The following is a 13584-nucleotide window of genomic DNA, read 5'->3' as shown; positions in this document are numbered from 1 at the left end:
GTGGGGTGGGACCCGAACACACGTGACAGACAAGAGACTTACTGAAAAGTAAGGACGGATGCCCGCCCCGGCAAGACCACGGACGCACGGACGCAACCTAGAGCGCGATCCGCTCCAGCGCCCGCAGGACCGGCGCCGTGCCGTCCTCCGCGCGGATGCGCGCCCCCAGGGCCCTCGCCCGCTGCCCGTACGACGGGTCGGTGACCGCCTCCACGAGCGCGCCGGCCAGGGCGTCCGGGGTGAGGCGGCCGAGCGGCAGGGCGCGCGGGGCGGCACCCAGGCTCACCAGCCGGGCCGCCCAGAAACGTTCGTCGAACTGGATCGGCACCGGCACCGCCGGCACCCCGGCCCGCAGTCCCGCCGCGGTCGTGCCCGCGCCGCAGTGATGGACGACCGCCGCCATGCGGGGGAACAGCAGTGCGTGCGGCACCTCGTCGACGAGCAGCAGATCGTCGCCGTCGGCGCTCAGCCCGCCCCAGCCGCGCTGGATCACCCCGCGCAGCCCCGCCCGGCGCAGCGCTCCCGCGACGGCCGCGCTGAAGCCGCGGGGGTCGGGCACGGTGGCGCTGCCCAGCCCGACGAACACCGGCGGCGGCCCGGCGGCCAGGAACTCCCGCAGCTCCCCAGGCAGTTCGCGCTCCTGGTCGTACGGCCACCAGTAGCCGGTGATCTCGAGTCCCGGCCGCCAGTCCCGCGGCCGCGGCACCACCAGCGGGCTGAAGCCGTGCAGCACCGGCCAGCGCTGCCGCTCCCGGGCGCGCAGCGCCGCGGCCGGGCGGACGGCGGGCAGGCCCAGCCGGGCCCGCACGGACGGCACCGCGGAGGCGAAGACGTGCTCCACGGCGAGGTTCACCCCGAGCCCCGCGACCCGGTTCGCGGCCCCACCCCACGAGCCGGTGGTGAGCAAAGGCGGCGCGAACTCCCGTGTGGCGGCCATCGGTTGCAGCTGAAGGCCCAGGCTCGGCCGGCCCAGGCCCTCGGCGACGGCGTGCCCCAGCGGGGCGAGCGCGGCGGCGAGGAGGAGCACGTCGGCGCCCTCGGCCGCCTCCAGCAACGCGTCGGTCATACGGCCGGCCACCGACCGGGCCATCCCCACCACGCGCACCAGCTTGCCCACCCCGGTCGCGCTGCGGTGCAGGCCACGGCCGCGCGCCGACTCCAGCTCGGCCCGCGGATCCACCGGCAGCGCGTGGAAGGCCACCCCCGAGCCCGCCACGAGCGGCGCGAACCGCTCGTGGGTGACCAGGGTGACGTCGTGGCCCGCCCGCGCCAGGGCCTGCCCGAGACCGGTGAAAGGGGCCGCGTCGCCCCGGGAACCCGCCGTCATGATCGCCACACGCACGCAGCGCAGTATGACGACGACAGCGGGTGGCCGCACGAACGACCCGCGGGAAACGGCCACTTCGGGTGCTACGGCGTCACACCGACGCCCCGAGCTGCCGGGCCGCCGCGTCCACCGTCTGCTCCAGCAGCGTGGCGATGGTCATCGGGCCGACCCCGCCCGGCACCGGAGTGATCAGGGAGGCCCGCTCCACCGCAGAGCCGAAGTCGACGTCGCCGACGTTGCCCTCGTTGTAGCCGGCGTCGATCACGACCGCGCCCGGCTTGACGTCCTGTCCGCGGATCAGCCGGGGGCGGCCCACGGCGGCGACGACGATGTCCGCCTCCCGCACGGCCGCCGACAGGTCCGCGGTGCGCGAGTGGCAGTAGGTGACGGTCGCGTCGCGGGCGAGCAGCAGCATCCCGACCGGCTTGCCCAGGATCGCGCTGCGGCCCACGACGACCGCCCGCTTGCCCGACGGGTCGACGCCGTACTCGTCGAGCAGCCGGACGATCCCGCCCGGTGTGCAGGACACGAAACCCGGCAGGCCGAAGCTCATCGTCGCGAACGACGCGAAGGTGACGCCGTCGACGTCCTTCTCCGGCGCGATCGCCTCGAACGCGGCCCGCTCGTCGATGTGGTCGCCCACGGGGTGCTGGAGCAGGATGCCGTGCACGGACGGATCGGCGGACAGCGCCCGGACCGTCGCCACCAGCTCCTCGGTCGTGGTGTTCGCGGGCAGTGCCACGTGCCGCGAGTCGATGCCGGCCTTGCGGCAGCGGTTCTGCTTCATCCGCACATAGGTGACGGAGGCGGGGTCCTCGCCGACGAGCACCGTGGCGAGACACGGCGCCGTCCCGGTGCGCCCGGTGAGGTCGGCGGCGCGCTGGGCGGTCTCCTCGACGGTGCGGCGGGCGAGCGCGGTGCCGTCCATGAGGCGGGCCTGGGTCATGATGCGACTCCTGAGCGGTAGGACTTCGCCCAGGCGCACGGCATCGACTCCATGGGGCCGCTCCCCGGTGGTGCTCCACCTCAGCGCCAGTCACGGCCCGCGCCCAGGGTAACCGAGCCCCTCCGCAGCCCCCGCCCCCGGTGCCGCGCACAGCCCCGGTGCCGCACACAACAGGTCCAGGCCGGCCATGAGCCGACCTGGACCGCCCGCTTTCGTCTCGCTACTCGTCCCACGCCTCGACGATGATCTGCTGCGAGATCTTGCCGTCCGTCAGCGTGATCATCGACTCGGACAGCACGCGGTTGCCGTCCGGGTACTCGCAGGACTCGCAGTAGGCCGCGCGGTCGCCCTGGACCACGCACTGCTCCAGCTTGTGCGTCATGTCACGGCTGTAGACGTCGTCGAGCATCTCGCGGATCTCGTCGCGGCCGTGCAGCACCGCCGGATTGCTGGGCTGAGCATTGCGGTTCACGAGACGGATCTCCGCGTCGTCCGCGTACAGGGACAGCAGCGCCTCGGCGGTGCGGTCCTCGATGCCCCTGCGCAGAGTCTCCGTGTCGAAGCCGGTGTGTGCCGTGCTGCCCATGGTGACCTCCTTGCCAGGCCGCGGCCCGACGGAGGAGGGGAGACGGGCACACGGGACCTACCCCAAAGGCTCCTCCGCCCCGCCGGGCTCCGCAAGCGCAGCCCGGGCGCTGCGCCTGACGGGTGAGCTGCCCGGCGTGCCCGTGTCCACAGGGCACCTCCCGCCGTTGCTGAAGGCATGATCTCCACTCGTCGTATCGTCGCCGCCGCCGCACTCGCCGCCGGGATCGCCGGCCTCGCCGCCCCCGCGGCCAGCGCCGCCGGCGCCCCGGACGCCGGACAGCTGAACCCGATGGCCGTGCTCGACTCGCTCACCACGAGCGACATCCCGGCCGAGCACCAGGACGAGGTTCCCCGGGTCTCCCAGCAGCTGGCCGGGCTGAACCAGGTCAACGAACTGAACAAGCTGAACGAACTCCACCAGGTCACCGACCTGGTCGCCCCGGTGACCGGCCTGCTCCCCGTCGGCTGAGACCATGGAACCCCGCGAAGGGGCCGCCCCGACGGGCGGCCCCTTCGCATGTCCCTGCCCCTGTCCCCGTCCTCGGTCCCCCGGCGCTTGATCACGCGTAGGGTCGGAACCGGGACGGATGCCCCGTCGAGGGAAGGATGGAGCAGCATGGCGCAGGAAGTACGCGGCGTGATCGCGCCGGGCCGGGACGAGCCGGTGCGCATCGAGACGATCGTCGTGCCCGATCCTGGACCCGGAGAGGCCGTGGTCCGCGTCCAGGCCTGCGGGGTCTGCCACACCGACCTGCACTACAAGCAGGGCGGCATCAGCGACGACTTCCCCTTCCTGCTCGGGCACGAGGCCGCCGGTGTCGTCGAGTCCGTCGGCGACGGCGTCACCGACGTCGCGCCCGGCGACTTCGTGATCCTCAACTGGCGTGCGGTGTGCGGACAGTGCCGGGCCTGTCTGCGCGGCAAGCCCTGGTACTGCTTCGCCACGCACAACGCCACGCAGAAGATGACCCTCGCCGGCACCGGCCAGGAGCTCTCCCCGGCCCTCGGTATCGGCGCGTTCGCGGAGAAGACGCTGGTCGCCGCCGGGCAGTGCACCAAGGTCGACCCGGCCGTCTCCCCGGCGGTCGCCGGGCTGCTCGGCTGCGGGGTGATGGCCGGCATCGGCGCGGCGATCAACACCGAAGGGGTCACCCGCGGCGACTCGGTCGCCGTGATCGGCTGCGGCGGCGTCGGCGGCGCGGCGATCGCCGGCGCGCGCCTGGCCGGCGCGGGCCGCATCATCGCCGTCGACATCGACGACCGCAAACTGGCCACCGCCGAGAAGCTGGGCGCCACCCACACGGTCAACTCCAAGGAGACCGACGCGGTGGAGGCGGTGCGCGAGCTGACCGGCGGGTTCGGCGCCGACGTCGTCATCGAGGCCGTCGGCCGCCCGGAGACGTACACCCAGGCCTTCTACGCCCGTGACCTCGCCGGCACCGTCGTGCTGGTCGGGGTGCCCACACCGGAGATGAAGCTGGAACTGCCGCTGCTGGACGTCTTCGGGCGGGGCGGGGCGCTGAAGTCGTCGTGGTACGGCGACTGCCTGCCCTCCCGCGACTTCCCGGTGCTGATCGACCTGCATCTGCAAGGGCGCCTGCCGCTGGAGAAGTTCGTCACCGAGACCGTCCGGCTGGACGAGGTGGAGAAGGCGTTCGAGCGGATGCACCACGGGGACGTGCTGCGCTCGGTGGTGGTGCTGTGATGACCGCACGCATCGAACGCCTCGTCACCTCAGGGCAGTTCACGCTCGACGGCGGCACCTGGGACGTCGACAACAACGTGTGGATCGTCGGCGACGACCACGAAGTCGTCGTCATCGACGCCGCCCATGACGCCGACGCCATCGTTCGCGCCGTCGGCGACCGCCGCCTCACCGCGATCGTGTGCACCCACGCCCACAACGACCACGTGGGCGCCGCGCCGGAACTCGCCGACCGCACCGGAGCCGTGATCTGGCTGCACCCCGACGACCTGCCGCTCTGGAAGCTCACCCATCCCGACCGCGACCCCGATGCCCACCTGGTCGACGGGCAGGTCATCGAGGCCGCCGGCACCGACCTGACCGTGCTGCACACCCCGGGGCACGCGCCGGGCGCCGTGTGCCTGTACGACCCGGGTCTCGGCGCCGTCTTCACCGGCGACACGCTCTTCCAGGGCGGCCCCGGCGCGACCGGCCGCTCGTACTCCCACTTCCCGACGATCATCACCTCCTTGCGTGACCGTCTGCTGAAGCTGCCGCCCGAGACGAGGGTGCTCACCGGGCACGGCGACGCCACCACCATCGGCGCGGAGGCGCCGCACCTGCAGGAGTGGATCGACCGGGGACACTGAACGGCGGGCGGGCCGAGCGAGTGACCGGCCGTAAAACCTGACAGAAGTGTCCGGCTTCCGCGACATCCTCGGGGACGACGCACCTCACCCAGGGAAAAAGGAGGCCGGACATGTCACGTCCGCTGGACGGCAAGGTGGCGCTCGTCGCCGGAGCGACGCGCGGCGCGGGCCGCGGGATCGCGGTGGAACTCGGCGCGGCCGGCGCCACCGTGTACGTCACCGGTCGCACCACCCGCGCCCGGCGCTCCGAGTACGACCGCCCCGAGACCATCGAGGACACCGCCGACCTGGTCACCGAGGCGGGCGGCAAGGGCATCGCCGTACCCGCCGACCATCTGGACCCCGGCCAGGTCCGCGCCGTGGTCGACCGCGTCGACGACGAGCAGGGCCGCCTCGACGTTCTCGTCAACGACATCTGGGGCGGCGAGACGCTCTTCGAGTGGGACACGCCCGTCTGGGAGCACGACCTCGACAACGGACTGCGGCTGCTGCGGCTCGCCGTGGAGACCCACCTCGTGACCAGCCACCACGCCCTGCCGCTGCTGCTGCGCCGTCCCGGCGGACTGGTCGTCGAGATGACCGACGGGACCGCGGAGTACAACCGCGACACCTACCGCAACAACCTCTTCTACGACCTCGCCAAGGCGGCCGTGCTGCGCATGGGCTTCTCCCTGGGCCACGAACTCGGCCCGCGCGGCGCCACCGCCGTCGCCCTCACCCCGGGCTGGCTGCGCTCGGAGATCATGCTCGACCACTTCGGGGTGCGCGAGGACAACTGGCGTGACGCCGTCGGGCGCGAGCCGCACTTCGCGATCTCCGAGAGCCCGCGCTATGTCGGCCGCGCGGTCGCGGCCCTGGCCGCCGACCCGGACGTGGCCCGCTTCAACGGCCGGTCCCTGTCCAGCGGCGGCCTCGCCCAGGAGTACGGCTTCACCGACCTCGACGGCAGCCGCCCGGACGCCTGGCGCTACCTGACCGAGGTCCAGGAAGCGGGCAGGCCGGCGGACACCACGGGCTACCGCTGACCCACCGCCCCGGCCACGCCGCGGGCACGATTACCCCTGACCCGGGGAACGTGCCCGTACGCCACCTGTCGGGACGATCTCCGCCGCACTACCGTCGGTCCATGACGCAGCTGACACGCTTCGACGCACACGCCGCCCTCGTCACCGGCGCCGCACGTGGCATCGGCGCCGCGACCGCCCGCCGCCTCGCCGAGGAGGGCGCCCGTGTCCTGGTCACCGACGCCGACCTGCCCGCGGCACAGCGCACCGCGGACACCCTGCGCCAACGCGGCCTCGACGCCGAGGCGTTCGCGTGCGACGTGGCCGACCGGTGCTCGGTCGAGGCGGCGGTGACGCACGCCATGACGGTGTTCGGCCGCCTGGACGTCCTCGTCAACAACGCCTACGGCTGCAGCCCCGACGCCGACCGCTTCGAGGACGAATCCGACGAGGTGTGGCAGCGTGACCTCGACCTGACCCTGACCGGCGCCTACCGCTGCTGCCGTGCCGCCCTGCCGCACCTGGCGGCCTCCGGACGCGGCGCCATCGTCAACATCGGTTCGGTCAACGGCGTCCAGGACTTCGGCAACCACGCCTACAGTGCCGCCAAGGCCGGCCTCGCCTCACTCACCCGCACCCTCGCCGGGCACGCGGCCGCGCGCGGGGTGCGCGTCACCATGGTCGTGCCCGGCACGGTCCGCACCTCCGCCTGGGAGGGCCGCGAGCGCGAACTCGACGCTCTGCGCCCCCTGTATCCCCTCGGCCGGGTCGGCGAGCCGGAGGACATCGCCGCCGCCGTCGCCTTCCTCGCCTCCCGCGACGCCGCCTGGATCACCGGCACCACACTGACCGTCGACGGCGGCCTCACCACCGTCCACACCGGCTTCCGCACAACGATCGACGCCGCCACCGAGCGGTAGCCCGCGGGGCGAGCGGCGGGGGCAGCGGGCGGTAGCGCGTGCAGCGAGCGGCGGGGGAACCGAGCGCTGGCTCGCGGCCCTACCCGGCGGCGCCAATGAGGGGTACTCAGCGTGGGCGACCGGCGCGCCACCGAGGGTGCTCAGCGTGGTGCGACCGGCGGTGCCACCGGGGGGTGCTCTCCGTGGCGAGAAGGCGGTGCGACCGAGCGGCGTTCGCATGGGGAGATGCGGCATCTCCGAGCGGTGGCCCGCCCGGCAAGTGGCAGTGTCACCGAGCCAGCGCCCCCGCGGCGAGCGCTGCGTCGTCCGGCCGTGGTTCGCGTGGAGGTCGGGCGGCGTCACTAGCCGTAGGCCGCCCGGCGGCCGGCGCGGTCGCCGAGTCCGCGTCCCGGCGGTGAGTGCTGGGTCGTCCGGCGGTGGTTCGCGTGGTGGTCGGCGGCGTCAGCAGCGGTAGCCTGCTCGGCGGCTGGCGCGGTCGCCGAGTCCGCGTCCCCGCGGTGAGTGCTGGGTCGTCCGGCCGTGGTTCGCGTGGTGGTCGGCGGCGTCACTAGCCGTAGGCCGCCCGGCGGTCGGCGCGGTCGCCGAGTCCGCGGCCCGGCGGTGAGTGCTGGGTCGTCCGGCGGTGGTTCGCGTGGTGGTCGGCGGCGTCACCAGCCGTAGCCCGCCCGGCGACCGGCGGCGTCACCTGGTCCCAGCCCCGCCCGGCGGCCGCCGGTGTCACTCAGCCGTGCCTCGCGCCGCGTCCCCCGCGGCCTCCGCCTCCTGCGGTACGGCGGTACGCAGGCGTCCGAGCAGGGTGCGGGTGGCGGGGGAGACCGGGCCGTCCGACCGCCAGGCCAGCGCCACCCGGCCGCGCGCCCCGGGATGGTCGACCTGCCACACCCGCAGCCCCTCGCCGCCGAGCCGCCCGGGTACGACGGCCACGCCGAGCCCCCGCGCGGCCAGCTCGACCAGCGCCCGCGGGGTCGCCGCCTCGAAGGCGACCCGCGGCCGGAACCCGGCCTCCGCGCACAGCCGTTCCAGCACCCCGCGCACACCGGTGCCCCGTGGCAGGGTGATCAGGGGGTGCCCGCCGAGTGCGGCGACCGGCAGGGCGCCGCATCCACCATGGGCGGCTGCCAGCTCGTGGTGCGCGGCGGCGACCGCGCTGAGCGGTTCGTCGATGACCACCTGGTGGCCGACGCCCGGCGGCGGTTGCTCCTCGGCGAGGCCCGCGATCGCGAGGTCCAGCTCGCCGTGGCGCACCGCTTGCAGCATCCGGTCGGAGGTGTCCTCGGTGAGCGTGATCTCCACCCGCGGATGCTCCTCGTGGAAGGAGGCCAGCAACCCGACGAGATCCATCGCGTGCCCGAGCGTGCCCGGCACCATCCCGATCGCGACCCGGCCGCGCAGCAGCCCCGTGAACTCCTCCACCGCCTGCCGCACCCCGTCCACCGCCGCCAGCGCGGCCCGCGCGTACGGCAGCACCGCCTCCCCGACCTCCGTCGGCCGCACCGCGCGGCCCGAGCGGTCCAGCAGCGGATGCCCGAGCTCCCGCTCCAGCCGGCGGATCTGCGCGCTCAGCCCCGGCTGTGCCAGATGCAGCCGTGCCGCGGCGCGGGTGAAGCCACCCTCCTCGACGACGGTCACGAAGTAGTGCAGCTGCCTCAACTCCATAACGGATGATGCTAGATGGAAGAGCGAACGTCTCTTGGACTTATGACCGGGCGGGCAGGATCCTGGACACATGAGGACCACAGACGATGCCATCGCCGCCGAACGCCGGGACCTGGCCGACCTGTTCGACTCGCTCACTCCGGACCAGTGGGAGCAGCCCAGCCTGTGCGCGGGCTGGCGGGTGCGGGAAGTGGTGGCCCACATGTCGATGGGCTTCCGGTACTCCCTGCCGCGCGTCCTGGTCGAGCTGCTCGCCGCGCGCGGCAGCCTGCACCGCATGACCGACCGGCTCGCGCACCGCGACGCGGCCGCCCACCCCGACGCCGAACTCGCCGGCTTCCTGCGCACCCACGCCCGCCATCCGTGGGGACCGCCGGTGGGCGGGCGCGCCGCGGCCCTCGGGCACGACGTCGTGCACGGCCTGGACGTCACCGCCGCTCTCGGACTCGGCCGCCGCGTCCCCGAGGAGCGGCTGCGCATCGTCCTCGGCACGATCTCCCCGCGCGGCGCCCGCTTCTTCGGCGCCGACCTCACCGGCGTCCGCCTCGTCGCCGACGACCTCGACTGGTCCTACGGCACCGGCAGCCCGCTGCACGGCGCCGCGCAGGATCTGCTGCTCGTCGCCTTCGGGCGGCGGCTGCCCGCCGCCCGGCTCGACGGGCCGGAAGTTCACCGATTCGTCACAGCCTGACCGGCCCTTGCAACCAACACCCCCGCAGGCCTGTCTACCTGGCAGAGACCGCAGGACGGGCAAGGGAGATACCGGACATGAGGCACATAGGCCGTCGGGGCGCCGTCGCCCTCGGCGTCACCGGACTGGTGGCGCCGCTCACACTGGCGCTCGGCGCCGTTCCGGCGCAGGCCGCGTCGAGTTGCACCACCAGCACCGGCCCCTACCAGAAGCAGGTCGAGAAGTTCCTCGGCCGCCCGGTGGACGGCAGGCAGTCGTCCGCCGACTGCAAGGCCATCCAGGCCTTCCAGACCAGACACGGCATCACGCCGAACATCGGCTACGCCGGGTCCGTCACCTGGGGTGTGATGGACCTCATGAACAAGCAGAAGGCCGTCGGGAAGAACCCGAACAAGTCGGGCAAGTGCCCCGTGAACAAGGGCCGTATCGCCTGCGTCGACCTCACCCTCCAGCTCAGCTGGATCCAGGACGGCAGGAAACTCGTCTACGGCCCGGTCCCGGTGCGCACCGGCCGGGACGGCTACGAGACCCGCACCGGCCTGAAGAAGATCTACTGGCGTGACATCGACCACGTCTCCAGCGTCTACAACGTGGCCATGCCCTACAGCCAGTTCTTCGACGGCGGGCAGGCCTTCCACTCGGTCGGCGTGAGCATGTGGAACCCGCCCGGCTCGCACGGCTGCGTGAACATGACGAAGACCGATGCGAAGAAGTACTGGTCACTGCTGCGCAACGGCGACGACGTCTTCGTCTACGGCCGCAAGCCCGGCACCTGACGGCGCCGCCGGGGGCTGTGCCCGGACGGCCGCCCCCTCCCGTTGCCCCGTTTGGACGTGATCATTGACACGTCCGTAATGTCGCGATTGTGAGGCCTTACTCACAGCGCCTTCACCTTCAGCGCCGTATGCTTCACAGCATGTCCACCACTGTTGAACCCGCCTCCGAGCGATCGGCCGCGGAGGTCAACGAGGAGATCCGGGCCCTGTGGCGCCGGTCGGGCGGGACACTGACCGGCGAGCAGCGCGAGGAGTACCAGCGCCTCGTCCTGGAGTGGGCCGCAGCGGCCCACCAGCCGGTGAACGCGGCCTAGCGTCGCCCGAACACCTCCCGCCTCCCGCCGCGCATTCCGGCATCATCTCAGGGCACCCTCTGACCGGTGGGTGCCCTTCTCGCTCTGACCTCCGCCCTCGCCCACGGCATCGTCGACTTCTCCGGCCGCCTGCTGTCCCGGCGCGCCCCCTTCCGCGCCCGTCACCTTCCTCGGCCAGACCGGCGGGCTGCTGCTCGCCGCCGTGGCCGCGCGGGTGATGTCCGCCACCTCCGCCGCCCCCGCCGACCCGGCCTGGGGCGCGCTGTCCGGTGTGGGCAGCGGCCTGGCCATGCTCTTCCTCAACCGGAGACTCACCCGCGGGGGTGGGGGTCCTCCTGGGGGAGAGCGTCGTCGTGCCGTGAGCGCCGTCACCTCCGTCGCGCTGTCCGTGCTGTGCGGCGTGCTGCTGCTCGGCGATCGGCCCGCTCCCGTTGCCTGCGCGGGCATCGCCGCCGCCGTGCCCGCCCTGTGGCTCGTCGCCGGGGGCGCGGCGACGCCCGGCTCCGGCGTGCGCGACGGGCTGCTCGCCAGCGCCGGCGCCGCCGTGCGGTACCTCGCGCTCTGCCAGGCCGGCCCGGACAGCGGGCTGTGGCCGGTGACCGCGGGGTGCGTCGCCGTTGTGCTCGCCTCCCTCTACCCGGCCGTCCCCGTCGTCCTGGGCCTCGCGGTCCTGCAGGAACGGGTCACTTCCAGGCAGGCGGTGGGACTGCAGGGCGCGGCCGTGGCGGCGGTGCTGCCGAGCCTGAGCTGACGGGTGCGTCAGCCCCACATCGTCGAGTAGTGCCGGCGAAACGCCCTGCGGTCCTGTTCCGCGCGCAGCCAGCGGGTGGCCACCAGCGCGATCAGGCTGCCCGCGACGACCAGCAGCCCCGGCCCCACATTGCGGGTGTCCGTCAGCCGGGACAACAGCGCGGTCCCCGGTGCGCCGCCGCCCACCGGGGCCGGCGCGCCCGGCGACGCCCCGCCGGGGGCCGACGCCGGAGCCGTGGCGGAGACACCGCCGCCCGGGGCGGCCTGCGCCGACACGATCAGCCGCACGCCCAGCGCCCGCAGCGCCTTCGTCACCGGCTGGAAGAACGTCGTACCGCCCGAGGAACAGTCCCCGCTGCCCCCGGAGGTCACCCCGAGGGCGACGCCCTCGGAGAACAACGGGCCGCCGCTGTCGCCCGGTTCGGCGCACACATCGGTCTGGATGAGACCGGTGACCGTGCCCTCCGGGTAGTTCACCGTGGCGTCCAGTCCGGTCACCCGCCCGTCGTGCAGCCCGCTGGTGCTGCCGCTGCGGAACACCCGCTGCCCCACCACCGGATCCGCCGCGCCCGTGATCCGCACCCCCGTGCCGCCGCCGATCGCGACGACGTCGGCCGCCTCGCCCGCCCGGCCGCTCGCGTACCGCACCAGCGAGAAGTCGGAGCCGGGGAAGTCCGAGGCGACGCTCTGCCCGACCTGGCGTGCGGCGCCGGCGTTCGCGAACCACACCGAACCCTTCGGCCCGCAGTGCCCGGCCGTGAGGATGAAATCGGCCCGCCCGTCGGTCACGTTGAACCCCGCCGAGCAGCGCCCGCCCGCCGACAGGATGGGCTGTGCCCCGTTCAGCCGGGTGGTGAACGTCCCGTTCGTGCGCTCCATCCGCACGAAACCGCCGATGCCGTGCGCCACCCGCGCCAGCCGTGACCAGTCGGCGGCCGAAACGGTGCGGTCGGCGCGCACGACGACCTCGTTGGTGCGGTAGTCCACGGCCCAGGACGTGCCGGCCACCCGCGGCGCCGAACGCAGCACGCCCGCCGCGGATTTCAGCTCGTCCAGGCTGTGCCCGACCAGATGCGGCTCGGCTCCCGCTCGCCGCACCTCTTCCGCCGCGCCCCGGTCGGTGACGGCGACGACCGGCCGCCCGTCGGCGCCGATCCAGCTGCCCGCCGTACGCCCCGTGCCCAGCCGCCGCACCAGCCCCGCACCGCTGTCCCCGGCCGGCTGCGCGAGGGTGTGCGGCGTCGCGGGCGGGCCGGGCGGCTCACTGGCGACGGCCTGCGTGACCATGGCCCCGCCCAGCAGGAGACCACCGGCGGCCGCCAGCCGTGCCGCTCGCCTCACGATCCGTCGTCGTGCGTGCCTCATGATGCCTGGCTCCCGAAACCCGAACGCGCGACCTGCGGGCCGCGGGGCGCGCCGGTCGGCGCGCGCCCCTTGTCCATACGGCGCCGGGCCCGGGCGTGTTCAGCGCTTGCGGCCCACTCCGCCGAACATGGCCACCTCCGCCGGCTCGGTGCCGTCGGTCGCGTCGGGACGCCAGCGCGAGCACGACACCACGCCCGGCTCCAGCAGTTCCAGCCCGTCGAAGAAGCGCTCCACGGCCTCCGGGGTGCGCTGGGTGAGCTTCGGAGTGCCGTGCTCGTTCCAGAACTTCACCGCCTCGTCCACGTCCGGCATCGCCGGGTGGGTGACGGTGTGCGACAGGACCAGGTGGCTGCCCGGCGGCAACGCGTCGAGCAGGCGCCGCACCAGGGTGTACGGGTCCTCCTCGTCGCCGACGAAGATGACCACGCCGAGCAGCATCAGCCCGACGGGCCGGCTGAAGTCCAGGGTCTTCGCCGCGTGTTCGAGGATCGCGTCGACGTTGCGCAGGTCCTCGTCGAGATAGTCGGTGACGCCCTCACGGGTGCTGGACAGCAGGGCGCGGGCGTGCGCGAGCACCAGCGGGTCGTTGTCGACGTAGACGATCCGGGCGTCCGGGGCGTGCCGCTGGGCGACCTGGTGGGTGTTGTCCGCGGTCGGCAGGCCGGTGCCGATGTCGAGGAACTGCCGGATGCCCGCCTCGGTGACCAGGTGCCGCACGGCCCGGCCGAGGAAGAGACGGTCCTCGCGGGCGTACTCGCCGATACCCGGGTGCAGTTGGCGGATCTGGTCGCCGGCCGCGCGGTCGACGTCGTAGTTGTCACCGCCGCCGAGCCAGTAGTTCCATATGCGGGCGGTGTGCGGCTGGGAGGTGTCGATACGCGCGCGCTGGCTGTCGGTCACGGGCCGGCTCCTG

The 13584-nt window shown here is 73.7% G+C and carries 16 protein-coding genes and 1 riboswitch; of the genes, 9 read left to right on the top strand and 7 right to left on the bottom strand.

Features of this window, described 5'->3' with window-relative positions; all coding sequences use genetic code 11:
* Nucleotides 1-97: 97 nt before the first annotated feature.
* The 3 genes from AC0B9F_RS25340 to AC0B9F_RS25330 form a co-directional block, all read right to left on the bottom strand.
* Nucleotides 98-1327 carry a glycosyltransferase gene (locus AC0B9F_RS25340; RefSeq protein WP_472006736.1) on the bottom strand — a complete coding sequence of 410 codons (1230 nt, stop codon included), beginning with the start codon at nucleotides 1325-1327 and terminating at the stop codon, nucleotides 98-100.
* A gap of 91 nt (nucleotides 1328-1418) precedes the next feature.
* Nucleotides 1419-2273 carry a bifunctional 5,10-methylenetetrahydrofolate dehydrogenase/5,10-methenyltetrahydrofolate cyclohydrolase gene (locus AC0B9F_RS25335; protein WP_472006367.1) on the bottom strand — a complete coding sequence of 285 codons (855 nt, stop codon included), beginning with the start codon at nucleotides 2271-2273 and terminating at the stop codon, nucleotides 1419-1421.
* A 20-nt stretch (nucleotides 2274-2293) separates the two neighbouring features.
* Nucleotides 2294-2377, bottom strand: a riboswitch (ZMP/ZTP riboswitch).
* 116 nt (nucleotides 2378-2493) lie between these two features.
* On the bottom strand, nucleotides 2494-2859 hold the full coding sequence (locus AC0B9F_RS25330; RefSeq protein ID WP_472006365.1) for a nuclear transport factor 2 family protein: 366 nt from the start codon (nucleotides 2857-2859) through the stop codon (nucleotides 2494-2496).
* Nucleotides 2860-3036: 177 nt separating this feature from the next.
* Between AC0B9F_RS25330 and AC0B9F_RS25325 the strand changes: the two genes are divergently transcribed.
* The 5 genes from AC0B9F_RS25325 to AC0B9F_RS25305 all read left to right on the top strand — a co-directional run bounded on the left by AC0B9F_RS25325 (nucleotide 3037) and on the right by AC0B9F_RS25305 (nucleotide 7119).
* Nucleotides 3037-3330, top strand: coding sequence for a hypothetical protein (locus tag AC0B9F_RS25325; RefSeq protein WP_472006363.1), 294 nt, complete (start codon nucleotides 3037-3039; stop codon nucleotides 3328-3330).
* Between the two features lie 147 nt (nucleotides 3331-3477).
* The gene (locus tag AC0B9F_RS25320; RefSeq protein ID WP_472006361.1) at nucleotides 3478-4566 is read left to right on the top strand and encodes an S-(hydroxymethyl)mycothiol dehydrogenase; all 1089 of its coding nucleotides are present in this window, start codon (nucleotides 3478-3480) and stop codon (nucleotides 4564-4566) included.
* Entirely contained in the window at nucleotides 4566-5195 is a 630-nt protein-coding gene (locus tag AC0B9F_RS25315) for an MBL fold metallo-hydrolase (RefSeq protein WP_472006359.1), read from the top strand. Before AC0B9F_RS25320 ends, AC0B9F_RS25315 begins: the two co-directional genes overlap by 1 nt.
* Nucleotides 5196-5305: 110 nt before the next feature.
* Nucleotides 5306-6220 (top strand): SDR family oxidoreductase, encoded by a 915-nt coding sequence (locus tag AC0B9F_RS25310; RefSeq protein WP_472006357.1) that lies wholly within the window; start codon nucleotides 5306-5308, stop codon nucleotides 6218-6220.
* A 101-nt stretch (nucleotides 6221-6321) separates the two neighbouring features.
* Nucleotides 6322-7119 carry an SDR family NAD(P)-dependent oxidoreductase gene (locus AC0B9F_RS25305; protein WP_472006355.1) on the top strand — a complete coding sequence of 266 codons (798 nt, stop codon included), beginning with the start codon at nucleotides 6322-6324 and terminating at the stop codon, nucleotides 7117-7119.
* A 547-nt stretch (nucleotides 7120-7666) separates the two neighbouring features.
* Here the strand turns inward: AC0B9F_RS25305 and AC0B9F_RS25300 are convergent.
* Both AC0B9F_RS25300 and AC0B9F_RS25295 read right to left on the bottom strand, forming a co-directional pair.
* On the bottom strand, nucleotides 7667-7840 hold the full coding sequence (locus AC0B9F_RS25300; RefSeq protein WP_472006353.1) for a hypothetical protein: 174 nt from the start codon (nucleotides 7838-7840) through the stop codon (nucleotides 7667-7669).
* On the bottom strand, nucleotides 7837-8775 hold the full coding sequence (locus tag AC0B9F_RS25295) for a LysR family transcriptional regulator (protein WP_472006351.1): 939 nt from the start codon (nucleotides 8773-8775) through the stop codon (nucleotides 7837-7839). The genes AC0B9F_RS25300 and AC0B9F_RS25295 overlap by 4 nt, the downstream gene beginning before the upstream one ends.
* Before the next feature lie 70 nt (nucleotides 8776-8845).
* Here AC0B9F_RS25295 and AC0B9F_RS25290 point away from each other — a divergent pair, with 70 nt between their 5' ends.
* The 4 genes from AC0B9F_RS25290 to AC0B9F_RS25275 all read left to right on the top strand — a co-directional run bounded on the left by AC0B9F_RS25290 (nucleotide 8846) and on the right by AC0B9F_RS25275 (nucleotide 11307).
* Complete coding sequence (locus AC0B9F_RS25290; RefSeq protein WP_472006349.1) at nucleotides 8846-9466, top strand: maleylpyruvate isomerase family mycothiol-dependent enzyme; 621 nt, start codon at nucleotides 8846-8848, stop codon at nucleotides 9464-9466.
* Between the two features lie 77 nt (nucleotides 9467-9543).
* Nucleotides 9544-10242 carry a L,D-transpeptidase family protein gene (locus AC0B9F_RS25285; RefSeq protein WP_472006347.1) on the top strand — a complete coding sequence of 233 codons (699 nt, stop codon included), beginning with the start codon at nucleotides 9544-9546 and terminating at the stop codon, nucleotides 10240-10242.
* 128 nt (nucleotides 10243-10370) lie between these two features.
* Entirely contained in the window at nucleotides 10371-10556 is a 186-nt protein-coding gene (locus AC0B9F_RS25280) for a hypothetical protein (RefSeq protein WP_472006345.1), read from the top strand.
* Between the two features lie 217 nt (nucleotides 10557-10773).
* A complete protein-coding gene (locus AC0B9F_RS25275) occupies nucleotides 10774-11307 on the top strand; it encodes a hypothetical protein (RefSeq protein WP_472006343.1) in 534 nt (177 codons plus the stop codon).
* Nucleotides 11308-11315: 8 nt separating this feature from the next.
* Here the strand turns inward: AC0B9F_RS25275 and AC0B9F_RS25270 are convergent, their stop codons facing one another.
* Together AC0B9F_RS25270 and AC0B9F_RS25265 are read right to left on the bottom strand one after the other, a co-directional pair.
* Complete coding sequence (locus AC0B9F_RS25270; protein ID WP_472006341.1) at nucleotides 11316-12671, bottom strand: S1 family peptidase; 1356 nt, start codon at nucleotides 12669-12671, stop codon at nucleotides 11316-11318.
* Nucleotides 12672-12770: 99 nt separating this feature from the next.
* Nucleotides 12771-13571, bottom strand: coding sequence for an SAM-dependent methyltransferase (locus AC0B9F_RS25265; protein ID WP_472006339.1), 801 nt, complete (start codon nucleotides 13569-13571; stop codon nucleotides 12771-12773).
* Nucleotides 13572-13584: the final 13 nt, after the last annotated feature.

The organism is Streptomyces sp. NPDC097129, from assembly GCF_055668065.1.
The sequence above is the reverse complement of the archived record's forward strand: the minus strand, read 5'-3'. Positions and strand labels throughout refer to the sequence as shown.